At 65.8% G+C, this 24,243-nt stretch carries 22 protein-coding genes, 1 pseudogene and 1 riboswitch; of the genes and pseudogenes, 10 read left to right on the top strand and 13 right to left on the bottom strand.

What is annotated here, in order from left to right:
• Positions 1-97 precede the first annotated feature (97 nt).
• The gene (locus RR928_RS06745; protein WP_332681888.1) at positions 98-1,129 is read right to left on the bottom strand and encodes a Bug family tripartite tricarboxylate transporter substrate binding protein; all 1,032 of its coding nucleotides are present in this window, start codon (positions 1,127-1,129) and stop codon (positions 98-100) included.
• A 384-nt stretch (positions 1,130-1,513) separates the two neighbouring features.
• Here RR928_RS06745 and RR928_RS06740 point away from each other — a divergent pair, with 384 nt between their 5' ends.
• The 3 genes from RR928_RS06740 to RR928_RS06730 all read left to right on the top strand — a co-directional run bounded on the left by RR928_RS06740 (position 1,514) and on the right by RR928_RS06730 (position 4,929).
• Positions 1,514-3,826 carry an NADP-dependent malic enzyme gene (locus RR928_RS06740; protein ID WP_332547543.1) on the top strand — a complete coding sequence of 771 codons (2,313 nt, stop codon included), beginning with the start codon at positions 1,514-1,516 and terminating at the stop codon, positions 3,824-3,826.
• Between the two features lie 144 nt (positions 3,827-3,970).
• Positions 3,971-4,375: a ribonuclease domain-containing protein gene (locus RR928_RS06735; protein ID WP_332539047.1), complete on the top strand. Its 405-nt coding sequence runs from the start codon at positions 3,971-3,973 to the stop codon at positions 4,373-4,375.
• Positions 4,376-4,503: 128 nt separating this feature from the next.
• Complete coding sequence (locus RR928_RS06730) at positions 4,504-4,929, top strand: barstar family protein (protein WP_332539046.1); 426 nt, start codon at positions 4,504-4,506, stop codon at positions 4,927-4,929.
• A gap of 50 nt (positions 4,930-4,979) precedes the next feature.
• Here RR928_RS06730 and rsmA read toward each other — a convergent pair whose 3' ends face one another.
• Genes rsmA through RR928_RS06715 form a run of 3 tightly spaced genes read right to left on the bottom strand, consistent with a single transcriptional unit; the run spans position 4,980 to position 9,484 of the window.
• Positions 4,980-5,750, bottom strand: a complete 771-nt coding sequence (rsmA, locus tag RR928_RS06725) for a 16S rRNA (adenine(1518)-N(6)/adenine(1519)-N(6))-dimethyltransferase RsmA (protein ID WP_332539045.1) — start codon at positions 5,748-5,750, stop codon at positions 4,980-4,982.
• A 9-nt stretch (positions 5,751-5,759) separates the two neighbouring features.
• Positions 5,760-7,160, bottom strand: a complete 1,401-nt coding sequence (locus RR928_RS06720) for a peptidylprolyl isomerase (RefSeq protein WP_442881529.1) — start codon at positions 7,158-7,160, stop codon at positions 5,760-5,762.
• 14 nt (positions 7,161-7,174) lie between these two features.
• The gene (locus tag RR928_RS06715; protein ID WP_332547552.1) at positions 7,175-9,484 is read right to left on the bottom strand and encodes an LPS-assembly protein LptD; all 2,310 of its coding nucleotides are present in this window, start codon (positions 9,482-9,484) and stop codon (positions 7,175-7,177) included.
• A 181-nt stretch (positions 9,485-9,665) separates the two neighbouring features.
• On the opposite strand from RR928_RS06715, the gene RR928_RS06710 reads away from it, so the two are divergent.
• Positions 9,666-10,763 (top strand): aminoglycoside phosphotransferase family protein, encoded by a 1,098-nt coding sequence (locus RR928_RS06710; protein WP_332681885.1) that lies wholly within the window; start codon positions 9,666-9,668, stop codon positions 10,761-10,763.
• 98 nt (positions 10,764-10,861) lie between these two features.
• Positions 10,862-11,626, top strand: a complete 765-nt coding sequence (locus tag RR928_RS06705; protein WP_332539043.1) for a 16S rRNA (uracil(1498)-N(3))-methyltransferase — start codon at positions 10,862-10,864, stop codon at positions 11,624-11,626.
• 130 nt (positions 11,627-11,756) lie between these two features.
• Here the strand turns inward: RR928_RS06705 and RR928_RS06700 are convergent, their stop codons facing one another.
• From RR928_RS06700 to RR928_RS06680, 5 genes are all read right to left on the bottom strand, one after another.
• On the bottom strand, positions 11,757-13,232 hold the full coding sequence (locus tag RR928_RS06700) for a M20/M25/M40 family metallo-hydrolase (protein WP_332539042.1): 1,476 nt from the start codon (positions 13,230-13,232) through the stop codon (positions 11,757-11,759).
• A 67-nt stretch (positions 13,233-13,299) separates the two neighbouring features.
• Positions 13,300-14,439 (bottom strand): glycerophosphodiester phosphodiesterase, encoded by a 1,140-nt coding sequence (locus tag RR928_RS06695; protein WP_332681882.1) that lies wholly within the window; start codon positions 14,437-14,439, stop codon positions 13,300-13,302.
• Between the two features lie 64 nt (positions 14,440-14,503).
• Positions 14,504-15,088: a methionine biosynthesis protein MetW gene (gene metW, locus RR928_RS06690; RefSeq protein WP_332539038.1), complete on the bottom strand. Its 585-nt coding sequence runs from the start codon at positions 15,086-15,088 to the stop codon at positions 14,504-14,506.
• Positions 15,085-16,212, bottom strand: a complete 1,128-nt coding sequence (gene metX / locus RR928_RS06685; protein WP_332539037.1) for a homoserine O-succinyltransferase MetX — start codon at positions 16,210-16,212, stop codon at positions 15,085-15,087. Before metX ends, metW begins: the two co-directional genes overlap by 4 nt.
• A 114-nt stretch (positions 16,213-16,326) precedes the next feature.
• Complete coding sequence (locus tag RR928_RS06680; RefSeq protein WP_332539035.1) at positions 16,327-16,905, bottom strand: TMEM165/GDT1 family protein; 579 nt, start codon at positions 16,903-16,905, stop codon at positions 16,327-16,329.
• Positions 16,906-16,946: 41 nt separating this feature from the next.
• Positions 16,947-17,123: riboswitch (yybP-ykoY riboswitch) on the bottom strand.
• A gap of 240 nt (positions 17,124-17,363) precedes the next feature.
• Between RR928_RS06680 and RR928_RS06675 the strand changes: the two genes are divergently transcribed.
• Together RR928_RS06675 and RR928_RS06670 are read left to right on the top strand one after the other, a co-directional pair.
• Positions 17,364-17,744, top strand: coding sequence for an RNA recognition motif domain-containing protein (locus RR928_RS06675; RefSeq protein WP_332547545.1), 381 nt, complete (start codon positions 17,364-17,366; stop codon positions 17,742-17,744).
• Positions 17,745-17,995: 251 nt separating this feature from the next.
• Positions 17,996-18,574: an RNA recognition motif domain-containing protein gene (locus tag RR928_RS06670; RefSeq protein ID WP_332539051.1), complete on the top strand. Its 579-nt coding sequence runs from the start codon at positions 17,996-17,998 to the stop codon at positions 18,572-18,574.
• Positions 18,575-18,722: 148 nt separating this feature from the next.
• Here the strand turns inward: RR928_RS06670 and RR928_RS06665 are convergent, their stop codons facing one another.
• Genes RR928_RS06665 through RR928_RS06650 form a run of 4 tightly spaced genes read right to left on the bottom strand, consistent with a single transcriptional unit; the run spans position 18,723 to position 21,704 of the window.
• Entirely contained in the window at positions 18,723-19,514 is a 792-nt protein-coding gene (locus RR928_RS06665) for an SDR family oxidoreductase (RefSeq protein ID WP_332539032.1), read from the bottom strand.
• 2 nt (positions 19,515-19,516) lie between these two features.
• Positions 19,517-20,146, bottom strand: coding sequence for an LPS export ABC transporter periplasmic protein LptC (gene lptC / locus RR928_RS06660; RefSeq protein WP_332539050.1), 630 nt, complete (start codon positions 20,144-20,146; stop codon positions 19,517-19,519).
• On the bottom strand, positions 20,146-20,703 hold the full coding sequence (locus tag RR928_RS06655) for a KdsC family phosphatase (protein WP_332539031.1): 558 nt from the start codon (positions 20,701-20,703) through the stop codon (positions 20,146-20,148). The genes lptC and RR928_RS06655 overlap by 1 nt, the downstream gene beginning before the upstream one ends.
• Entirely contained in the window at positions 20,703-21,704 is a 1,002-nt protein-coding gene (locus RR928_RS06650; RefSeq protein WP_332539030.1) for a KpsF/GutQ family sugar-phosphate isomerase, read from the bottom strand. The genes RR928_RS06655 and RR928_RS06650 overlap by 1 nt, the downstream gene beginning before the upstream one ends.
• 129 nt (positions 21,705-21,833) lie before the next feature.
• On the opposite strand from RR928_RS06650, the gene RR928_RS06645 reads away from it, so the two are divergent.
• The 3 genes and pseudogenes from RR928_RS06645 to RR928_RS06635 form a co-directional block, all read left to right on the top strand.
• Complete coding sequence (locus tag RR928_RS06645; protein ID WP_213293504.1) at positions 21,834-22,388, top strand: adenine phosphoribosyltransferase; 555 nt, start codon at positions 21,834-21,836, stop codon at positions 22,386-22,388.
• A gap of 81 nt (positions 22,389-22,469) precedes the next feature.
• Complete coding sequence (locus RR928_RS06640; protein ID WP_332539029.1) at positions 22,470-23,516, top strand: Lnb N-terminal periplasmic domain-containing protein; 1,047 nt, start codon at positions 22,470-22,472, stop codon at positions 23,514-23,516.
• A gap of 11 nt (positions 23,517-23,527) precedes the next feature.
• Positions 23,528-24,243: pseudogene (locus RR928_RS06635) on the top strand (alpha/beta hydrolase); the annotation flags it as partial.

The following is a 24,243-nucleotide window of genomic DNA, read 5'->3' as shown; positions in this document are numbered from 1 at the left end:
CGGCGCGTCATCCACCGCCCGCAGGCCAGGCTCCCATCATGTCTGCAAACGGCGGCGCGGTCTGCAGGACAAATGCCCCGGCCGCCGCGCCTGCCGTTCAGTCCAGCGTGATGTTGGCGTTCTTGATCACCGCGCGCCACTTGGCGACTTCGACCTTGAGGAAGTCGGCCGATGCGGCGGGCTTGAGCGCCGACGGCAGCACGCCCATGGCGTCGAGCTTGGCCTTGACCACGGGATCCGGCAGGGCCTTGGCGATCTCGGCGTACAGGCGGTCGACGATGTGCTGGGGCGTTCCAGCGGGCACGGCGGCGAGGAACCAGGCATCGGCCTGGAAGCCCTTGAGGCCTTGTTCGTCCATGGTCGGCACGTCGGGCAACGACGCCAGGCGCTCGTTGTGCGCCACGGCCAGCGCGCGCAGCTTGCCGGCCTTGAGCTGGGAATCGATGGTCACCGCGGTCAGGAAGCCGAAGTCGGTCTCACCCGCGACCAGGGACACCACGGAAGGTGCGCTGCCCTTGTAGGGGATATGGCTGATCTTGACCTTGGCCTGCATCGCATACAGCTCGGCGCCCAGATGGTTGGGGCCGCCCGTGCCCGACGAAGGGTAGTTGAGCTTGCCGGGATTGGCGCGCGCCGCGGCCGTCAGTTCGGCCATGGACTTGAACGGGCTTTGCGCGCCCACGGTCAGCACCAGCGGGCTGCGCGCGACCAGGCTCACGGCCGTGAAGTCCTTCAATGGGTCGTAGGGCAGCTTGGTGTAGAGGCCGGGCGCCATGGCCATGCAGCCCACATCGCCGAGCACGATGGTGTAGCCGTCGGCAGGCGCCTTGGCGACCTGATCGCAGCCCAGCGTGCCGTTGGCGCCGGGTTTGTTCTCGACCACCACGGTCGCATTCATGTTCTCGCCCATCTTCTGCGCCAGCAGGCGGCCCAGGATGTCGGTGGAGCCGCCCGCCGAGTACGGCACGACCAGGCGTATGGGCTTGGTCGGATAGCCCGTGGGGCTCGCTGCCTGCGCCCAGGTACCGACCAACGCGGCGGCGGTCACGGCACCGCCCAGCACCATGCGCAGGGTCGCGCGGCGGGTGGTGGCGGGAGCGGAAGAAAGGCGGGAAGTGGGCAGCGACATGAATTCCTCTTAATGCGGGTTAGCGTTATTACCGACCAGGAGCATAACGCGGTTTGATCCATACAAAAATGCATGGAGCAGTGCATGTCGCGCATGGTTTTGCCCCAGCTTGGTGCACCCTCTCTGTCCAGTTGCCGACAGTCGGCATTTGACCTTGTGGCGCCGGCCGACCGTGTTCCGTTTTTGATAGCGCTGAGCCTACAATGAGGCATATACGGAGTGATCCATGCAACCGGGCAGGTCGGGCAACTGTTGCCTCAGCGGCCTGTACGCAGGTACGGCAACGCAGGCCCGATGGCGTGGGCCACTCTCATAAAAGCGATCCGTCAGGCCTGCCTGAGCCTGCACTGCGGATTGGATTCACTCTCGAGCTGGAGACGCTTGATGTCCGACAATACGGTCCCCCCTACCCCCATCGACAAACGTGCCCTGCTGCGCCGCGCAGCGCTGGAGTACCACGAGTTTCCCAAGCCCGGCAAAGTGGCCATTGCGGCGACCAAGCCCATGGCCAATCAGCACGATCTGGCCCTGGCCTACTCTCCCGGCGTGGCCGCGCCCTGCGAGGAAATCGTCAAGGACCCGAACGCCGCGTTCAAATACACCAGCCGGGGCAATCTGGTCGGCGTGATCTCCAATGGCACGGCCGTGCTGGGCCTGGGCGACATCGGTGCGCTGGCCTCCAAGCCGGTCATGGAAGGCAAGGGCGTGCTGTTCAAGAAGTTCGCCGGTGTCGATGTCTTCGACATCGAGATCGATGAAAAGGACCCGCAGAAGCTCGTCGAAGTGATCGCCGCGCTCGAACCCACGTTCGGCGCGATCAACCTGGAAGACATCAAGGCCCCCGAGTGCTTCTATGTCGAACGCGAACTGCGCAAGCGCATGAAGATCCCGGTCTTCCATGACGACCAGCACGGCACGGCGATCACCGTGGCCGCGGCCATGATCAATGCGCTCAAGGTCGCCAACAAGAAGATCGAGGAAGTGACGCTGGTCGCCTCGGGCGCGGGCGCCGCGGCGCTCGCCTGCCTGAACCTGCTGCTCAAGGTCGGCCTGCGCCGCGAGAACGTGTTCGTGACCGACCTCGCCGGCGTGGTCTACACGGGCCGCCTCGAACTGATGGACGAAGACAAGGCGCAATTCGCGCGTGATACCGACAAGCGCAAGCTCGCCGAGGTCATGGTCGGCGCCGATGTGTTCCTCGGCCTTTCGGCGGGCGGAGTGCTCAAGCCGGAAATGGTTGCCACCATGGCCGCGCGTCCCGTGATCTTTGCGCTGGCCAACCCCAATCCGGAAATCACGCCAGAAGACGTCAAGTCTGTGCGCGATGACGTCATCATGGCCACCGGACGCACCGATTACCCGAACCAGGTCAACAACGTCCTGTGCTTCCCGTACATCTTCCGCGGCGCGCTCGACTGCGGCGCGACGACCATCACGCTCGAAATGGAAATCGCGGCAGTGCACGCGATCGCCGACCTCGCACAGGCTGAACAGAGCGAGGAAGTCGCGGCAGCCTATGCGGGCGAGCCGCTGGTCTTCGGCCCTGAATACCTGATTCCCAAGCCTTTCGACCCGCGCCTGATGATGAAGATCGCGCCGGCCGTGGCCCAGGCCGCGGCCGATTCGGGCGTGGCCCAGCGTCCCATCCAGGACATGGATGCCTACCGCGAGCACCTGCAGACCTTTGTCTATGCGTCGGGCACGACGATGAAGCCGATCTTCACCGCGGCCAAGAATGCCACGCGCAAGCGCGTGGCCTATGCAGAAGGCGAGGAAGAGCGCGTGCTGCGCGCCGCGCAGATCGTGGTCGACGAGCGAGTCGCGCGCCCCACGCTGATCGGCCGTCCGGCCATCATCGCCCAGCGCATCGTGAAATTCGGCCTGCGCCTGGAGCAGGGTCGCGACTACGACGTGGTCAACGTCGAGGACGACCACCGCTACCGCGACTTCTGGCAGACCTACCACCGCATGACCGAGCGCAAGGGCATCACCGCGCCCATCGCCAAGATCGAAATGCGCCGCCGCCTGTCGCTGATCGGCGCCATGCTGCTGCACAAGGGTGAAGTCGACGGCCTGATCTGCGGCACCTGGGGCCAGGTCACGCACCATCTGAACTACATCGATCAGGTGCTGGGCAAGCGCGCCGGCGTGCAGACCTTTGCCTGCATGAACGGACTGCTGCTGCCCGACCGCCAGGTGTTCCTGGTCGACACCCATGTGAACTACGACCCCACGGCCGAGCAGCTGTGCGAGATCACCATCATGGCCGCCGAGGAAATGATGCGCTTCGGCATCAAGCCCAAGTGCGCGCTGCTGAGCCATTCGAACTTCGGCTCCAGCGACCAGCCCACCGCGCTCAAGATGCGCGCCACGCTGGAGCTGCTGCGCGTACAGGCCCCATGGCTCGAGGTCGACGGCGAAATGCACGGCGACGTCGCGCTCAACGGCAAGGCGCGCGCGGCGCTGATGCCCCACAGCACGTTGGTCGGCGACGCCAACCTGTTGGTGCTGCCCAACATCGACGCGGCCAACATTTCCTACAACCTGCTCAAGACCGCGGCGGGTGGCGGCATCGCCATCGGCCCGGTGCTGCTTGGCGCGGCCCAGCCGGTCCATGTGCTCACGCCAAGCGCCACGGTGCGCCGCCTGGTCAACATGACGGCCCTCACGGTGGCCGACGCCAACGCCGCCCGTTAAGCCATCTTCCAGGTCGGACGCGGCCTGTCGGAAATGTAAGCGCCTGCCCAAAATTTGGGCAGGCGCTTGCTTTTTGGGGGGTGATGCGGCACACTAGCAGGTCGAAATTTCAGGCATAACCTGAGTTTCTGAAAGGTGTTTTTGATGCTGAAGGCTGTCGCCGCCCGTTGTTTGCAGACCGGTTTTGCGATCGTTTTAGGGACAGCCTGTGCCGTTGCGCCACTGATGGCTTCAGCGCGCGGTACCGAGCCGTCTCCTGACCTGTCCACCATTGCGCTGTCCGAATTGCCTCCACAAGGGCGAGCGACGCATGGGCTGATCCGCGCAGGCGGGCCTTTCCCCCATGCCAAGGACGGCAGCGTCTTTGGCAATCGCGAACGCATCCTGCCCAGCCGCAAACGGGGCTATTACCGGGAATACACCGTCAAGACGCCGCGCTCGCAAGACCGCGGCGCACGGCGCATCGTCTGCGGCGGTCCGCCCCAGACGCCCGATGCCTGTTATTACACCCGCGACCATTACGCCAGTTTTTACTACATCATCGAATGAAGCCGCAACCGACACCCGCCGCCGTTGGCCGCGAAGGGTGCCTTGATGGCCCCTCTTATTTTTCGCAACCGGGCGACAGCTTGTTTGCCGCCCCTGTGGACAGCCTAGTCAAAGAAAGAACCACGGAGATGGAAACGCCACTTCGTAAGAACCCTGACCTCCCATTGCGCAATGTGCGCCAGAACATCGTGCAGTCCATCCGCGCCTATCGCGTGCAGGACCTGCAGGATGCGGCGAGGGTTCTGGGCAACCATTTCCTGTATGCCAATCTGGCCCATGCCCAGACCAAGCAGGACATTCTGGATCTGATCGCCACCCAGTTCATGTTTCCGGCCCACTTCGGCAAGAACTTCGACGCACTCTACGACTGCCTGACCGACCCACTGCACAAGGCCGGGCCGCAACCCGGCTTCATCCTGGTGCTCGATCAGATTCCGACCACCACCAAGTTCGACAAGGAAGTGCGCGAGCAACTGCTCGACAGCTTCCGCGATGCGGCCGACTACTGGGCCGAGCGCAAGGTCTCGTTCCGCTGCTTCTACTCGTTCCTCTGATCGCGCCAGCGATGCAACCGTGAAAAAGCCCCTCGCGGGGCTTTTGTGCGTTATCCGGCGCGGCCTACTTGCGCGGCCAGCGCCACGTATTCGTCCACGGACACCTCCTCGGCGCGGCGCTTGACGTCGAAGTCGCCCGCATAGGCCTTCTCTTCGAGCCAGCGACCCAGCGTATGGCGCAGCAGCTTGCGGCGCTGACTGAAGGCCACCTGAACCATCTCTTCGAGCAGACGCTTGTCGACCGGCGCGGGCGCGGCGCGCGGCACCATGCGCACCACGGCGCTGTTGACCTTGGGCGGCGGATCGAAGCTCTCGGGCGGCACGAACAGCACTTCCTGCATCTCATAGCGCCATTGCAGCAGCACCGACAGACGGCCGTAGGCCGCGGTCGAGGGCTTGCCCACCATGCGGTCTATGACTTCCTTCTGCAGCATGAAATGCTGGTCCTGGATCAGCTCCACATACTCGAGCAGATGGAACAGGATGGGCGTGGAGATGTTGTAGGGCAGGTTGCCGACCACGCGCAGCTTCTGCGTCTGCAGCTTCTGCGCCACGGCGGCGAAATCGACCTTGAGCACATCGGACTCGATCACATCGAGCTGCTGGTGCAGACGCAGGCGGAACGCCAGGTCGCGGTCCAGCTCGATCACGGTGATGCGGCCCAGGCGCTCGACCAGCGGCTGGGTCAGGGCCATCAGGCCGGGACCGATCTCGACCATGGGATCGCCGGCTTTGGGATCGATCGCGTCGACAATGGCATCGATGATGCCGCCATCGGTCAGGAAATTCTGACCGAAGCGTTTACGGGGAATGTGTTTCAAACCTAAACCTTATTGCGGGGGATCGCGGTACTCGACGTAGGCGCGACCGCGGACTTCCTGGACCCAGGTGGCATAGGCCTTGTCCAGCTTCTGTTCACGCACGATGTTGCGCAGCGCGTCGCGCTGCTCGCGCGGCGTCAGTGTCGCCTGGCGGCGGTCGATCAGCTGGATCAGGTGCACGCCGAAGCGCGACACCACCGGCGCACTGACTTCGCCCGGCTTGAGCTGGTTCAGCACTTCCTCGAATTCAGGCACGAAGGCGCCAGGACCGGCCCAGCCGAGATCGCCGCCTTGCTTGGCGCTGCCATCCTGCGAGTATTCGCGCGCCAGATCTTCGAAACGCGCCTGGCCCGCCTGCACGCGGCGGCGGTAGTCGGCCAGACGTTCGGCCGCCTGGCCTTCGTTGAGCTGGTCGGATGGGCGCAGCAGAATGTGGCGCGCATGGTTCTGCGTGACCACGGTGGCCATGCCCTGCTGCGAACGGTCTATCACCTTGAGCAAATGGAAGCCCGCACCCGAGCGCACAGGACCGACCACGGAGTTCTTGGGCGAGGATGCCACGGCGCGCGTGAACAGCTCGGGATAGCGATCCGCGGGGCGCAGGCCCAGCACGCCGCCTTCCTTGGCCTCGGGGGCGTCGGAATATTCGCGCACCACGGCAGCGAAGTCCTGGCCCGCGTTGAGCTTCTCGAGCGCTTCGCGCGCACGCGCCTCGCGCTGGGCGATGACGGCGGGCGAAGCGTTCTCGGGCACGGCAATGAACACATGGCCCAGGTTCAGCGTCATGTTGGAGGTGTCGCCGCTCGCACGCTGCTCCTTCAGATACTGGTCGATGTCGAGTTCGCTCACGCGCACCCGGCCATCGACTTCACGCTCGCGCAGGCGCTGCAGCAGCAGCTGGTTGCGCAATTCCTCGCGAAAACGCTTGGCACTGATGCCGTCGGCCGCGAGCCGCGACATCATCTGTTCGAGCGACAGGCTGTTCTGGCGCGCGACGTTCTGCGCGGCCTGGTCGAGCGCGTAGTCATCGACCTTGATGCCTTGCTCGCGCGCGGTCTGCAGCTGCGCCTTCTCGAGAATCAGGCGCTCGAGCACTTCACGCGCCAGCACGTTCTCGGGCGGCAGCTGCCCACCCTGGGCCGCGATGGACTGGGCCACGCGCGCCATGCGCTCACGCACTTCGGAATTGGTCACGGGCTCGGAATTGACCACGGCCACGATGAAGTCCGCCGAACGCACGCCGGTATTGCCCGGAACGGCGCGGGCGCTGCCGTCCAGCGCCTTTGACAGGGAAGCGGCCGGCCCGCCGGACAGACGCAGGCCCTGGGCCTGCACGCCCACGGCGGCAAAAGTGGCCAGGCACACGAGGCCGATGGCAAAGGTGCGAGGGGTCAAGGAAGAAAGACGCATGAGCTGTGCTTTGTTTAATCGTAATTGCTGAAGCGGCTGGGCGTGGCGGTGGTCTGACGCAAGGCCTGGTAGCGAGGGATATTGTCCTTCAAGCTCTGCAAGGGGTTGGCACCCAGGCTCAAGCGCGAGAAGCCGACGAACTCGACCTGGAACAGCAACCGGGTATTCGAGGTGGTCACACTGCTTTGCAGGCGCTCGAGCACGACCCGGCCGACCCAGCAGCAGCTGTCATATTCGAAGCCGACCACGGTATCGACGAGCTTGCGATCCTGCAGACTGTAATTCAACCGGCCCACAGAGTACCAGCGCCCGCCGTCGCGGCCTTTGTCCTCGGTCGCCCAAGGGTTACGTATGGGCCATTGCCAGCCCACGTCGACCTGCTCGCTGGTGCCGCGCTGCAGGCGGTAGGCCGCGCTGATCGTGCGGTAGTTGCCCGGGCTGTAGCGCGCGCCCACGGTCGTGCGTTCCGAGTGGCCGGTCTCGCGGTTGTATTGCACGGCCGCGTCGAGCGCCCACTGGGGCGTCCAGTTGACCGACGCGCCGAACAGGATGTCGGACAGCCGGTCGGTCGCCGGTACTTCGCCCGGCAGGGTCACGCGCTGGTCGGAAAAGCGCACGCGCTGGGCCACGCCGAAGCGCGCGGACTCGGCGCCGGTGTCGGCATCGATGAAACGCGTGGTCAGACCCAGGGTCAGCAGGTTGTTGTCCGCGAGACGGTCATGTCCGCTGTAGCTGTTGTCGCTGTAGATCGTCGCCAGGTTGAAGTCGTTGAGCGCGGTGTCGTACACCGGCAGCATGTTCTGGGCGCGGTACGGCGTATAGGTATAGAAGGCGCGCGGCTCCAGCGTCTGCAGCAGGCTGCGCCCGAACAATGCGGTCTCGCGCTCGAATATCAGGCCGCTGTCCAGGCTCACCGTGGGCAGGGTACGCCCGGACGATGTCATGCCGTTGCTCAGCGGATTGTCGAACTGGTACTGCGTCGCGTGCAGCTTGAGCTTGGGCGTGAAGAACGCGCCCGGCGAAAGGAACGGACGGCTGAGTTCAGCCATCAGATAGCTGCGCTGGGCGTTGACCTGGCGGGTCAGCAGGGGATCGGCTTCGAAGCGCGTGGTATCGGCCTCGACCGTCAGGTCCAGGCCGCCGCCCAGGTTCAGCGGCGTATAGCGCCATTGCAGCTGCGGCATGCGGTCATAGGGCGGCATGATCGGCGAGGCCACGTCCTGCAGCGTCTGCCATTTGAGCGTGCGCAGCATCAGCGACGTGTCCTGTCCGCCCCAGCTCAGGATGGCGTCGCTGGGCAGCAGGCGGGAATTGAGCGTCCGGTCGGTGTCGCGCCGCGTGAAGTCGCGCCAGTAATTGTTGTCGCTCACGCGGTTGAGGTTCAGGTTCAAACCGAGCCCGCCCCAGGGCGAGGCAATCTGGCCCTGGTGCTGCAGCTTATAGGCCCAGCGGTCGCGGTCGCGCAGCCGGTCGCCCGGCATGTAATCGAGGCGCACCTTGCCCTGGTAGGTGGGCTCGAGGTAGCGGAACTCGGCGCCCAGGTTCACACCGCGCTTGGTCATCAGCGTGCTCGACAGCGTCGCGTCGCGGTTGGGCGCGAGATTCCAGTAGTAGGGCTGGGTGTATTCAAAGCCGCTGACGTTGTCCAGACCTATGGTCAGCGGCAGCAGGCCCGACTTGCGCTGGTCCGACAGCGGAAAGCTCACCACCGGAATCGGCAGCACCGTGACGCCCTTGAACTGCAGCTTGGCGCCACGCGCATAGCCGACCTGCTCGCCCTGATCCAGATGGATGGAGTCGGCCTTGAGCATCCAGTCGGGTTGCCAGCTGGCCTCGTTGTCGCGCTGGCAGGTGGTGTAGGTGGCGTTGTAGACGATGGAACGCTCGCGGTCCAGGAACTCCACCTGGGACGCGTCGCCATGCGCCTGCGTGGCCAGGAAACGGTAGTTCGCATCCGTGAAGTTGCCGCGGAAGGCGTCGACTTCCAGATCGAGCCGGTTGCCGTCGAAGACATTGCCCGCACGGTTGATGTGCACCTGGCCTTCGGCCTGCAGCCGGTCATCGGCGACCGTGTATTCCATGCGGTTGGCACGGACAATCGTGTCGCTGCGGCGCAGTTCGGCATGGCCGTCGATCACGGCGCGCACGTCGGCCTGGCCCGCAATCGAGTCGCCGCGCACATATACCGGCTGCAACGGCCGCGCGGCTTCGGGAATCCGCTCCTGCAGCATCGGGGTGGAGCGCAGCACCGGCGCGGGCAGCGGGTCTGCAGGGTCGGCCTGGGCCTGGGCCAGCGTGGGCAGGCCGGCCCAGGCCAGGGCCATCCACCACACCAGGGGGCGGACGGCCGGCAGGCCAGACGACAGCTGCCGCCGGGGCAGCGGGCAGGACGTGGGCACGGCTATGGATTGCTGGCGAGAAGGCACGGTGGGCGAAAAGGTGGAAAGCTGAGGGGCCAATGCCTGCACGCGGGCAAGCAGGCGAGTTTGTAGAATCCGATTATCCATGAGCCACCCCATCTCCCCCATTGCCAGCGTTGAATGGCCCAATGCCGAACGCCAAGCCGCTTTTGCGGCCTGGCTCGCCCCTCTTGTCAGTTTGCATCAGCTCCAGCCTGAAAGCCTGCGTCCCGCGTCGGCCGATGCAAGCTTTCGCCGTTATCTGCGACTGGACTGCGCCGGCGGCGCCAGCCTGATCGTGATGGACGCGCCGCCCGACAAGGAAGACTGCGCGCCTTTCGTCAAAGTACAGGCGCTGCTCGCCGACGCCGGTCTCAAGGTGCCCGACATTCTGGCCTGGGACCAGGCCCAGGGCTTCATGCTGCTGAGCGACCTGGGCTCGCAGACCTTGATCGAACGCCTGAACCCGGCCGCGCCGCGCGACGCCGAAGCATGGTACCGCCAGGCCACGGACACGCTGCTGACCTGGCAACTGGCCTCGCGCCCCGGCGTGCTGCCCGTCTATGACGAAGCCCTGCTGCGCCGCGAACTGGCGCTGTTCCCCGACTGGTATCTGGCCAAGCACAAGGGCGTGACACTCGCCGGCAAGCAGCAGGAAACGCTGTCCAAGGCCTTCGACGCCATCGTCGCCCAGAACCTGTCCGTGCCCAGCGTCTACGTGCACCGCGACTTCATGACGCGCAACCTGATGCTGCCGCAAACCGCGGGCGGCCCGCTGGGCGTGCTCGACTTCCAGGACGCGGTCTACGGCCCCGTCACCTATGACATCGCGAGCCTGCTGCGCGACGCGTTCATCAGCTGGGAAGAGGATTTTCTCATCGACATCTGCGTGCGCTACTGGGAAAAGGCGCGCAAGGCCGGCCTCGTGGGCGCGACCAGCGCCACGGGCTGGGGCGATGACTTCGGCGAGTTCTACCGCGCCGTCGAGTGGATGGGCCTGCAGCGCCATTTCAAGGTGGCCGGCATCTTCGCGCGCCTGACGCTGCGCGACGGCAAGCCCAAGTACCTGGCCGACACGCCGCGCTTCATTCATTACATCCGCGCCACCGCCGACCGCTACCGCCAGCTGGGCCCGCTGCTCAAGGTGATCGACGAGATCGAGAACATCCAGGCCGTAGAGGGCTACGCGTACGGAAGGATGTAAGCCGATGGCAGCATTTGCTTGCTGCTATTGCCGTTCCACACATAAAAGCGGGTGCCTGGCGCCCGTTTTTTGCCTGTTTTCCCATTTTTTGATCGCCCATGCCCCGTTTTCACTGCCCTCTTCCGCTGCGCACCGGCGATACGCTTGAGTTGCCCGCGGGCGCCGCGCGCCATGTGCAGGTGCTGCGCCTGCAGCCCGGCGACAGCATCACCCTGTTCGAAGGCCAGGCCGGCGACGGCTTCACGGGCGGAGAATTCGACGCCACCGTGCTGCGCATGGGCCGCAGCGACGTGGAGGTACAGGTCGGTGCGCACCGCGCGCTCGAGCGCGAGACCGCGCGCGAAGTGCATCTGCTGGCCGGCATCACGGCCAACGAGCGCATGGACTGGCTGGTCGAGAAAGCCACCGAGCTCGGCGCCACCAGCATCACGCCGCTGCTTGCCGAGCGCAGCGTGCTCAAGCTCAAGGGCGAGCGCGGCGACAAGAAACGCGCCCATTGGCAGGCCGTGGCCGTCGCTGCCAGCGAGCAATGCGGGCGCAACCGGGTGCTGGTGATTCACCCGGCCACCGACCTAGCGGGCTGGCTGAAAGACCACCCCACCGTGGATGGGCCCGACGCGCAGCTGCCCGCCCGGCTGCTGCTGTCGCTGGGCGAAGGCACGCAGCCGCTGCGGGCCGCGGCCGAGCAGCATGCGCCGGCGAACAAATCCGTGGTCTTCCTGTCAGGCCCCGAAGGCGGCCTGAGCCCCCAGGAAGAAGCGCTGGCGCGCGCCAACGGCTTTGCGCCCGTCACCCTGGGCGCGCGCGTGCTGCGCGCCGAAACCGCGCCCCTGGCGGCGCTGGCGACGTTGACTTTGGATTGAGGCTGGGGCGTTCACACTTCGACAAGCTCAGTGCGAACGGTTTCTCGCGCACGGCTGCCCGTTCGTGGCGAGCTTGGCTGGGCAGCCCGGTCGAACCATGAACGGCCTGCCCTGACGCAATCTACGCTGACTACTCCGCCACCGGCAAGCTGGCAATCACCTGCGCCACCGCCGCGGTGATCTTCTTGGCATACGGCACATGCAGGAACTCGTTGGGTCCATGCGCATTGCTCTTGGGGCCCAGCACGCCGCAGACCATCATCTGCGCCTTGGGAAAGCCCTGGCTCAGCATGTTCATCAGCGGAATCGTTCCGCCCTGGCCCACATAGCCGCAGGCCGCGCCGAAATGCGCCTGGCTCGCGCTTTGCAGCGCCTGCTCGAACCAGGAGTCCATGGCCGGTGCGTTCCAGCCGCTGGCCGAGCTCAGGCCTTGCCAAGTGACCTTGGCCTTGTAGGGCGCGTTGTCCTCGAGCAAGGCCTTCATTTCCTGCACGCAGGACGCAGCGTCGACCAGCGGCGGCAGGCGCAGGCTCAGCTTGAACGCGGTGTAGGGGCGCAGCACATTGCCCGCGTTCTGCAACGTGGGAAAACCTTCGGCGCCGGTCACGCTGAGCGTGGGCTCCCAGGTGCGCTTGAGCAGCGACTCGACGGGATCGGACGTGGTCGGCAGCGCGAAGGTGGTTGCACCGCCGCAGTCGTAATGCGCCCAGGGGAAGCGCTTGGTGACTTCCTCGCCCAGGATGGCCGCCGTGGCGCGCGCCTGGGCCAGCCGGTCGGCAGGCACTTCGCAGTGGAAGCTCGCGGGCAGCAGCCGGCCCGTGGCACTGTCTTCGAGGCGGTCGAGCACCTGGCGCATGATGCGAAACGACGACGGCACGGCGCCCGAGGCATCGCCCGAGTGGATGCCCTCGGTCAGAATCTCGACCTTGAGCGTGCCCGTGGCCATGCCGCGCAGGCTGGTCGTGAGCCACAGCTGGTCGTAGTTGCCCGCGCCGCTGTCCAGGCAGATCACCAGCGCGACGTCGCCCATGCGCGCCCGCAGCGCGTCCACATAGGGCAGCAGGTCGCGCGAGCCGCTTTCCTCGCAGGTCTCGATCAGCCCGCAGATGCGCGGATGCGCCACGTTCTGGCGCTTGAGCTCCTGCACCGCGGCGATGCTGGCGTAGACCGCATAGCCGTCGTCGGCGCCGCCGCGGCCATAGAGCTTGCCGTCCTCATACTTGGGCGTCCACGGGCCCAGATCGCTGCGCCAGCCTTCGAATTCGGGCTGCTTGTCGAGGTGGCCGTACATCAGCACCGTGCCCTGGCCCTGCGACTGCGCCTGGGTCGCCGCGACTTCGAAGAACAGCACGGGCGTGCGGCCCGGCAGGCGCACGATCTCGAGCGTCAGGCCCGCGACCTTCTGCGCCTCGACCCAGACGGCCGCATTGCGCAGCACGGTGTCCAGATAGCCCTGCTGCTCCCAGTCGGGCGCGAACATCGGCGACTTCGCGGGAATCGCGATGTACTCGGACAGCTGCCCGACGATGTCGCGGTCCCACTGGGCGCTGACGCGCTCCAGTGCGAGGGCCGGATCGAGGGCGGTGGCGGGGATGCGTGCATTCATGGCTAAAGCTCCTTCGTCGATGCCACGGAGGGCCGCGGCGATCTTCTATTGTCCTGCAGACTGCGGCTCAAGGCTGGCGCTGCATTGCACTGATGGCGGCGCGGCCAATTGCCGGGTCATCGGTGAACACGCCGTCGATGCCGGTGCGCAGAAAGGCGTCCATGTCGGCGCGCGCATCGCCGCGCTGGGCGGCGTTGGCGGCCGGCGCGCTCTTGAGCTGGGCCGGCAGGAAGGCGTTTTCGGGACGCAGCGTCCAGACATGCACCACCAGGCCTGCGGCATGTGCGTGCTGCACGAACGACGTCGGCTGACCATGGCCGCCATCGACCACGGGAATCACCATGGTCTTGCTCGGCCCCACGCCCTGGGCATAGGTCGCGATCTCGGCCAGGCCCGCGGGCGTGGCCATCTTGGCGTAAGTGGTGCGCGGCTGACCCGCGCGCGCCTGGTCGAACGGGCTGCCGTTGGGCGTCAGCAGCTGCACCAGGCGCACGGGCGTGAGCACATGCAGCGCGCGCAGGTTGTCGACTTCGAACGACTGGATGAACACCGGCGCATCGGCGCGGTTCAAATCATGCCTGGCCAGCACTTCGAGCAGCGGCTTTTCCAGCGGCTGGCCTATGGACTGAAAGTAGCTCGGGTGCTTGGTCTCGATGTACAGGCCTATGGTGCGCCCCGTGCGTGCGCTTTGCGTGCGCGCCAGCGCAATCATTTCTTCCAGCGTGGGCACTTCGAACTGGCCATCGTAGGCCGCGCTGGCCGGGCGCAGCTGGGGAATGCGTTCGCGCGCGCGCAGCGTCTTGAGTTCGGCCAGCGTGAAGTCTTCCACGAACCAGCCGGTGATGGCCTTGCCGTCTATGGTCTTGGTCGTGCGGCGCGCGGCAAACTCGGGCCGATCGGCGACATCGGTGGTCGCTTCCTGCAGCGAGCCATCGGTCTTGAGGATGGCGATCGCGTTCTCGTGGCGCGACACCAGCACGCCGTCGCGCGTGATCACCAGATCGGCTTCGATCAGGTCGGCGCCATCATCGATGGCCTTCTGATAGGCCGCCAGCGTGTGCTCGGGGCGCAGCGCCGACGCGCCGCGGTGGGCAATCAGCGCGGGCTGGGGCGGCCAGCTCGCCGCCGTCTGGGCCTGGGCAGCCCCCGCAAGCGCCAGCCACGCCAGCGCAAACACCGTTTTCTTGCTCGACCGCAGCAAATCCATGGATCACCTTTCGTCAGGGCGCGCGAGCACCATGCCTGCGCCGGCCCATGCTACAGGTTTGCGCTCAGCTGTGCTCCAGGCAGAACACGGCCGTGCCGGCGCGCAGATTGGGCAGAAAGCGCACCGTCTCGCCGCCCTGCAGACCGAAAGCGTCGCGCACCTGCAGCCGGTTCTTGTGCGCCAGCACTTCGAAGTCCTTGAACGTGCCGACGCGGATATTGGGCGTGTCGTACCACTGGTACGGCAGGCGGCGCGTGACCGGCATGCGCCCGCGCAGCACCGACAGACGGTTGGGCCAGTGCGCGAAGTTGGGGAAGGCGACTATGCCCAGGCGGCCTATGCGCGCGGTCTCGCGCAGCATGATCTCGGCATTGCGCAGATGCTGCAGCGTGTCGATCTGCAGCACCACGTCGAAGCTGTTGTCGCCGAACATCGCCAGACCGTCCTCGAGGTTGAGCTGCAGCACGTCGACGCCGCGGCGCACGCAGGCCAGCACATTGGCGTCATCGAGCTCCACGCCGTAGCCGCTGCAGCCGCGCTCGCGCTGCAGATAGGACAGCAAGCCGCCGTCGCCACAGCCCAGATCCAGCACGCGCGCACCTTCGGGCACGAGGCGGGCAATCGCCTCCATGGTCGATTTTTCGGTCATGCGATCTCCTTTGCGATGCTTTCAAAATAAGAGCGCATGACGCCCAGATAGCGCGGGTCATCAAGCAGGAAGGCATCGTGACCATGGGGTGCGTCGATTTCGGCGTAGCTCACGCGGCGCTGGTTCTCGAGCAGCGACTTGACGATTTCGCGGCTGCGCGCGGGCGCGAAGCGCCAGTCGGTGGTGAAGCTCACCAGCAGGTACTTGGCCTGGCTGGCCGCGAGCGCCCGCGTGAGGTTGCCCGCATGGGCGCGCGCCGGGTCGAAGTAGTCGAGCGCGCGCGTGATCAGCAGGTAGGTGTTGGCGTCGAAATAGTCGCTGAACTTGTCGCCCTGGTAGCGCAGATAGCTTTCGATCTCGAACTCGATGTCCTGGGTGCTGTACTTGAGCTCCAGGCCGTCGCGCAGCTGGCGGCCGAACTTCTGGTTCATCACGTCGTCGCTCAGATACGTGATGTGGCCGATCATGCGCGCGATGCGCAGGCCGCGGCGCGGCACCACGCCGTGGTCGTAGAAGTTGCCGCCGTGGAAGTCGGGGTCGGTCACGATGGCGCGGCGCGCGACTTCATTGAACGCGATGTTCTCGGCGTTGAGGTTGGGCGCGCTGGCGACCACCACCGCGTGCGCCAGGCGCTCGGGGTAGCGCAGCGACCAGCACAGCGCCTGCATGCCGCCCAGGCTGCCGCCGAGCACGGCCGCGAGCCGCGAAATCCCCAGCCGGTCGAGCAGCCGCGCCTGGGCATCGACCCAGTCCTCCACGGTGACCACGGGAAAATCGGCGCCATAGACGCGGCCGGTGTCGGGGTTCTCGTGCATGGGGCCGGTCGAGCCGAAGCACGAGCCGAGGTTGTTGACGCCGATCACGAAGAAGCGGTTGGTGTCGACCGGCTTGCCCGGGCCTATCATGTTGTCCCACCAGCCTTCGCTCTTGGGCTGGTCGGCATAGACGCCGGCCACATGGTGCGAGGCATTGAGCGCATGGCACACCAGCACCGCGTTCGAGCGCTCGGCGTTGAGCTCGCCGTAGGTTTCGTAGGCGAGGTCGTAATGGTGTATCGAGGCGCCGCCCTGCAGGGGCAGGGCATCCTCGAAATGCATGGACGAAGGAGTGGCGATGAAGGACATGAAAAAACCCGGCATCGCTAAAAACGAGGCCGGGTCGAGATGTCGTCGGACGGGTCTTTAGCTGGATTTATAAAGCGCCCGCAAGCATTGGCAAATCGGCGCGTGAAGCGCCCATTATGCCAAAACCGCTACGCCTGGGGCCCACAACGCGAGCAAGCCCAGCACCAGGAAAATTCCGGCCGACACCAGATGCACGATGCGCAGCGGCACCAGGCGCGTGATGCGCTCGCCCAGCCAGACCACGGGCGCGTTGGCGAGCATCATGCCCAGCGTCGTTCCCGCAACCACCCACAGGTAGGCGTTGTACTTGGCCGCGAGCACCACGGTGGCGATCTGCGTCTTGTCGCCCATTTCGGCGAGGAAGAACGCGATCAGCGTGGTGCCGAACACGCCCCAGCGCGAAACAGTGGCGGTCTCGTCTTCGTCGAGCTTGTCGGGAATCAGCATCCAGACCGCCATCGCGATGAAGCAGCCGCCCAGCACCCAGCGCAGCACCTGCGGGCCGATCAGCGTCGTGACCCAGGCGCCGACGGCGCCGGCCAGCGCATGGTTGGCGAGTGTGGCGGCGAGGATGCCGAGCACGATGGGCCAGGGCTTGCGAAAACGGGCGGCGAGAACCAGCGCCAGCAGCTGCGTCTTGTCGCCCATTTCGGCGATGGCAACGATGGCGGTAGAGACAAAAAAGGCTTCCATGGGGTTTTTCTAATCAACAGGCCGGACGACGCGAACGCATTGGCTGCGCACCGACTCCGGCCATGTGGATCGGCACCCAGCCAATGGTCTCGCCCAGTCTGAAATCCGCGGAACGGATCCAGCAACCGCATGCACCATAGGTTGTGAGAACCCAAGTTTGTTGATGCATGCCTTCGGTGCGTTGCACACCGAACGGGCTACTCCCCAATGACAGCGGCGATTGTAGACAAGACGGCTGTTTCGCGTGGAATTCCGGGTAAATACCGACCCAAAAAGTGTTGTAGCCACACCGAAATTTCAAATCAGAGCATTTTGTACGGGTATATATAGCTCATAATGTCCAAGCCTTTCCGCAAAGCAATGAGTAGTAGGCAGGTGCGTTTCGGTCTCTAAAGTTGTCAGGTAGTTGACTGCATAGGGCTCCATCGCGTTTTCAAGTGTTTTTTCAGGAGTCCTCCATGGGCAACAAACTTTACGTCGGCAACCTGCCGTACTCTTTCCGTGACGGCGATCTCGAGCAAGCTTTCAGCGAATTCGGCAATGTCAACAGCGCCAAGGTCATGATGGAACGTGACACCGGCCGTTCGAAGGGCTTCGGCTTCGTCGAAATGAGCAACGATGCTGAAGCACAAGCAGCAATCCAAGGCCTGCACGGCCAAAACCAAGGCGGCCGTGACCTCGTGGTCAACGAAGCCCGTCCTATGGAACCCCGCCCTCCCCGTAGCGGTGGCGGCTTCGGCGGCGGCGGCTTCGGCGGCGGCAATGGCGGTGGCGGCTTCGGCGGCGGCCGTAGCGGTGGCGGCGGTGGCGGCTTCGGCGGCGGCCGTGGCGGCTACTAAGCACTGACTCAGGGTTTTCATTAACCCAATGTCAAAAAAGGGCCTCTGGCCCTTTTTTTTCGTCTTTTTCATGCAAATACGTCTTTCGCCGGCTTTTTTTTTGTGTTTCTTTTCCCTCATAATTTGTGATCGGTGTCCCCGATATCAGTGCAGGTGATTTGCAATGCGTGCGCAGGTTTTCTTTCATGGATCGCTGGCAACATGTGAGCACCACAGCAATTGTGTTACTTGAGGAGTTTGAGGAGTCTTTAATGGGCAACAAGCTGTATGTTGGCAATCTCCCTTATGGAGTGCGTGACAACGACCTTGAGCAGGCATTCAGCCAGTATGGTTCAGTGACGAGTGCCAAGGTAATGATGGAGCGCGACACGGGTCGCTCCAAGGGGTTTGGGTTCGTGGAAATGGGCAGCGATTCTGAAGCGCAGGCAGCAATCCAGGGCATGAACGGACAAGCACTCGGCGGGCGCAGCATTGTCGTCAATGAAGCGCGCCCGATGGAGCCACGCCCACCGCGCAGCGGTGGCTATGGCGGCGGCGGTGGCGGCTATGGCGGTGGCGGCGGTGGTGGCTACGGCGGCGGTGGCGGCGGTGGTTATGGTGGCGGCCGCGAAGGCGGTGGCGGCTACGGCGGCGGTCGTGACGGCGGCGGCGGCTATGGCGGCGGTGGCCGTGATGGCGGCGGCTACGGCGGTGGTGGCGGCGGCCGTGACGGCGGCGGTTATGCCGGCGGCCGCAATGACGGCGGTTTCCGCAGCCCCTATGGCTCGGGTCCGCGCGGCGGCGGCGGCGGCGGCGGACGTGGCGGCTACGGCAATAACAACGGCGAATAATCCGCACGCAAAACAAAAAGGCTTCACTTGAAGCCTTTTTTTACGTCTGGAGTATGTCGTTTGCGGTGGGTTGCGGGTATTCACCAGTGCAGGTCAAAATGCCGGCATCTGACAACCAGTGGCTGTAAGACAAAATCGTCAGATTCTCTTATTCTGCGGTTTTGTGCCGGTGTTTGGTTTGCCGACCTTGTAACAAACGGTCAAACACGGCATTGGGCAACAGGCGCAACAACTTGGCCACGATACCCATCTGCCAGGGAATCACTGCATAACTGGTTTGCCGCATGATGGCCCGATAAGCACGCGCGGCGAAGTCGTCGGCAGTGAGCAGAAACGGCATTCCATAACGGTTATCGCGCGTCAGCGGCGTGGCGACATAACCGGGCAGCAGGGTCACCACGCGCACGCCGCGCGCGCGCAGTTCGCCGCGCAGGCTCTCGCAATAGCTGACCACGGCGGCCTTGCTGGCGCAGTAGGCGCCGTGTCCGGGCAGGCCGCGGATCGCGGCCACGCTCGCCACGCCGACCAGCGTGCCCGAGCCCCGGGCCTGCATCGCGCGAATGAAGGGGTGAAATGTCGCCGCCATGCCCAGGTTGTTGGTCGCGAACAGCTTGGCCATCACGCCCAGGTCTTCGCGCTCGGCGGAATCTATGCCCCAGCTCACGCCCGCGTTCGCCACCACCACCTGCGGCAGGCCCTGGCGCACGAGACACTGCATGCCGGCCTCGACAATGCTGGCTTCGACCGACACGTCGGCGCCATAGACCGCATAGCGCGCGGGATCCAGCCCTGCCACCGTGGCCCAGTCGTGGATCGCCTGGGTATTGCGCGCCACGAGCGCCAGGTCATGGCCCTGGGCATAGAAGCGTCCCGCGAGGGCCTGGCCTATGCCGCTGGAAGCACCGGTGATGAAGACCAGGGAACGCGCGGGCGCGGTCATGTTCAGCGCCCGGCCGCGGCCGCGGCAGCGGGCTGCAGCACGCCGCGCACCCGACCTTCGAGCTGCAGCACCTGATCGATGTGGTCGTAATTGAGCTGGTTGGCCGTGAAGCGGTCGCTGCCACGCCACAGCACCACGGGCTTGTCGGAAAGCACGCGCTCCTCGTTGGTCCAGGCGTGCAGGAACTCGCCCTCGAAGCGCAGTTCGGGCGTGCGCTTGCCATCGGGCAGCTGCATGGCTTCGCGCGTCACGCGCGCATCGCCGAACAGCTGGACTTCGGAGCCGTCGCCGTTGCTCAGGCCGCGCAGCGCCGTGGCCCGGGTCTTGCGACCGTCGGGCCCGGTTGCCTGGATGCGCACGCCGTCGATCTCGAGCGTGTCGGTGTCGGGGTAATGGCGCGCCATCTGGCCCTGCAGCTGGCGCGTCATGCGGCCCGCGGCGTCGAAGTTCTGCACCGAGAAGTCCTTCATGAAATAGTCGGGCTCATGCACCGGCGCGCGCGCGGCCGCGGACGGCAGCGCGGACGGCGCATTGCGCACCAGCCACCAGCTGGCCAGCGCCATCAGGCCCATCAGGATCACGGGCAGATAGATCGTGAAGCTTTCCCAGCCGCGACGCCATGGGGGGCGCATCATGCATAGCTTTCGAGCAGGCTGGCGTAACGGCCCGAGGCCACGAGCAGCAGATCGCAGAAGTCGCGCGCCGCGCCCTGGCCGCCCTGGCGCTGGCTCACGTAATCGGCCGCGGCCAGGGCTTCGGCATGGGCATTTGCGGGCGCGCAGGCGATGGCCGCGCGGCGCATCACGGGCAGATCGGGCCAGTCGTCGCCCATGGCCGCGGCCTGGCTCCAGTCGAGTCCCAGCGTCTGCAGGAACTCCTCGGCCGCAGGCTTCTTGTCCTCGGTGCCGAAACGCGCATGCACCACGCCCAGGTTCTTGAGCCGCAGGCGCAGCGGCGCGGAGTCGCGGCCCGTGATCACCACGGGCGTGATGCCGATCTTCTGCAGCAACTTGAGGCCATGGCCGTCGAGCGTGTTGAAGCGCTTGATGACTTCACCTTCCTGGGTGAAATACAGGCCGCCGTCGGTGAGCACGCCGTCGACATCGAAGAACACCACCCGCACCCCCTGGGCCTTGAGCAGCAACTGGGGCGCGAAATCGAGCGCCGGAGCGAGAGCGGAACTTTGCATCAGATCACCTTGGCGCGCATCAGATCGCGAATATGGACCACGCCGACGAGCTGGTCGGCGCCTTCGATCACCAGCACCGACGTGATGCCGTGCTGCTCCATGAGCCGCGCGGCATCGACGGCCAGCGCATCGGCCTGGATGGTATGGGGTTTGGCATGCATGACTTCGCCGGCCGTGGTGCTCAGCAGGTCGGCGCCCTGTTCTATGCGCCGACGCAGGTCGCCATCGGTGAACACGCCGCGCAGCTCGCCCTGGTCGCCGACGATGGCCGAAGCGCCCAGGCCCTTGGCGCTCATTTCGCGCATCAGCAGCAGGAAGGATGTATCGGCGGTCACGCGCGGCACGTCCTGGCCCGAGCGCATCACATCGCTCACATGGGTCAGCAGCTTGCGGCCCAGCGCGCCGCCCGGATGGGAGCGCGCGAAATCCTCGGCCTTGAAACCGCGCGCATCGAGCAGCGCCACCGCGAGCGCGTCGCCCATTGCGAGCTGGGCCGTGGTGCTGGCCGTGGGCGCGAGGTTCAATGGACAGGCTTCGCGTTCGACATAGGTGTCGAGCACCCAGTCGGAGTGGCGCGCCAGCGTGGAGGCGGAGTTGCCGGTCATGCCGACGACGGGCACGCCCTGGCGGCGCAGCGCGGGCAGCAGCGCCGCGATCTCATCGCTCTCGCCGCTGTTGGACAGCGCCAGCACCAGGTCTTTTTCCGTGACCATGCCCAGGTCGCCATGGCTGGCTTCGCCCGGATGCACGAAGAACGACGGCGTGCCGGTCGAGGCCAGCGTCGCGGCGATCTTGCGGCCCACATGGCCGCTCTTGCCCATGCCCATGACCACCACCCGGCCATGGATGGCGAGCACGCGCTCGACAACCTCGGCGAACACGGGCGACAGACGGTCGGACAGGGCCAGAAGGGCCTGGGCCTCGATGCCCAGGGTGTCACGCGCGAGTTGCAGGGCCTGGGGGCCGTCAAAAGGACGCGTCGATGCTGCTGCAGATTTCATGCGTGGATTTTAGGGCCTGGACCCAATTCCGCTGGTCACGACAGGTCGGCCGCGGCAGCGCGGCGCACGGTCTGTATAAACTCCTGCAGCCGCCGGGCCAAGCCCGGCCTTGTACAGAATATTTCCGCCATGCTCCACACCACCATCAACGATTACCTCCGGCAATACATCCGCACGGTGCCCGACTGGCCCGCGCCGGGCGTGCAGTTCCGCGACATCACGCCGCTGCTGCAGGACCCGAAAGTCTTCCGCGTGCTGATCGACGCGTTCGTGCACCGCTACATGGACCCGGCGCTGCGCCCCGATGTGGTTGCGGGCCTGGATGCGCGCGGTTTCATTCTGGGTGCCGTGGTCGCCTACGAACTCAACGTCGGCTTCGTGCCCATACGCAAGAAAGGCAAGCTGCCCTTCACCACCGTCGAGGAAACCTATGAGCTCGAATACGGCAGCGCCACCGTCGAGCTGCACGCCGATGCCGTCAAGCCCGGCGACCGCGTGCTGCTGATCGACGACCTGATTGCCACCGGCGGCACGATGATGGCCGGCAAGAAGCTGCTGGAGAAACTCGGCGCCCAGGTGATCGAAGGCGCGGCCATCGTCGACCTGCCCGAACTCGGCGGCTCGGACCGGTTGCGCGAAGGCGGGCTGTCGCTTTACACGCTGGTCGACTTCGCCGGGCATTGATCTTGCACCTGTGACACACTCACCGGCCGCATTGCGCGCCGGTTTTCTGCCCCCTCTCCTTCTTTTCCTCCCTGTCGACCCATGCCCCTGCCCCGTGACCATGCCAAACAAGCTGCGCCTCCAGGGCGCGTGTGGGCCGGCGGCGCGCGCGCCCTCGGCGCGCTGCTGGGCCTGGGACTCGCGGCCTTCGGCGCGATCGCGCTGTGGAGCCAGGCGCCGGGCGGCAGGTTTGCGGCCGCGGCGCTGGCCGGCCTGTGGGTGATCTGGGTCGGCGCGTCGTGCCTGCTGGCCAGCGCCGACCCGCGCTCCTGGCGCGCCTGGGGACTGCTGGCCGCGGGCTGCATGCTGCTGGGCCTGTGGTGGGTGTCGATAGCGCCGTCGAACGACCGCGTCTGGGCCGCCGATGTGGCGCGCACGCTGCGCGCCGAACGCCAGGGCTCGCTGGTGCTGCTGCACAACGTGCGCAATTTCGACTGGCGCAGCGACGACGACTTCACCGTGCGCTGGGAGACGCGGCGCTATGACCTCGATCGCCTGCGCTCGGTCGACATGGCGCTGTCGTACTGGATGGGACCGGCGATCGCGCACACGCTGGTGTCCTTCGGCTTCGACGACGGCCGCCAGCTGGTGTTCTCGGTCGAAGTGCGCAAGGAGCGCGGCGAGGAATACTCGGCGCTGGCCGGATTCTTCAAGCGCTATGAGCTCGCGCTGGTCGCCGCCGACGAGCGCGACATCCTGGGCGTGCGTGCCCGCGCACGCGATGAAGATGTCTATCTCTATCGCGTGCACATGTCCCAGACCGCGATGCGCGCGCTGTTCGAGCAATACCTCGACGAGTCGGACGCCCTGCGCGCGACGCCGCGCTTCTACCAGACGCTGACCGCGAACTGCACGACCATCGTCTACGCGATGATGGAGCGCATCGTTCCCGGCCTGCCGCTGGACCCACGCCTGCTGCTGTCGGGCTACCTGCCGTCCTATGTGCAGGAAGTCGGCGGCCTGACGCCGGGCTACTCTCTGCAGGAGCTGCAGGAAAAGGGGCGCATCACCGAGCGCGCACGCCGCCTCGGCCCCAACGCCGACTTTTCCGCCGCCATACGCCAAGGCCTGCCCGTGCAGGCGCGCTGAGGTCCACTTCCATGATTTTTCCCGCTGTGCGCGCCTGGCGCCTGGTTTGCTTGCTGGCTGCCGCCGCGCTGCTGGCAGGCTGCGCCGGAGTGCATGTCAGCTCCCTGCTGCCTTCGGACTACCTGTCGCAGCGGCGCTCCGACATTCTCACGGCCGGAACCCTCAGCGCCGCGACCCAGGAAACGCTGCGCGTCATCGGTCTGGAACGCAAGCGCTGCGAGGAGCTGCCCTCCCAGTGCCGCGACAGCATCGTCAGCACGCCCGCACTGACCGATGACCAGCGCCTGTCCGCGCTCGCAGAACTCTGGACCCAGGCCGCGCTGCAGGCCCAGCGCGCCGCGCCGGGCAGCCACGGCAGCGACGAAATCGACGCCTGGTTCGAAGCCGCGCGCCACGCCTATGCCTACCTGTTCTTTTCCTCGCGCAAGCCCAGCGAGCGCATGTTCGAAGACCGCCAGACCCAGGTGCGCGACTACTACAACCACGCCGTGGAGCAGGCCATCACGGGGCTGTTCCACCACAGCCAGCAACGCCGTCTCACGGCGCTCGAAGCGTCGGTGCTGCCCTGGAACGGCTGGAATCTGCACACCAATCTCAGCGGCATCTGGCTGCCGCAGGACGCGCAGATGCCGCGCGAACTCATTCCGGCCTCGTCGCTGACGTTTTCGGGCCTGCGCAACATCTACCGGCGCGACGGCTTCGGCGCGGAGCTGGTCGCAGTCTTCCC

The sequence above is a fragment of the Comamonas sp. genome (assembly GCF_036666375.1).
Lineage (GTDB): Bacteria > Pseudomonadota > Gammaproteobacteria > Burkholderiales > Burkholderiaceae_C > Comamonas.
Note: the sequence above shows the minus strand (reverse complement) of the source record. Positions and strands in the feature narration are given on the sequence as shown.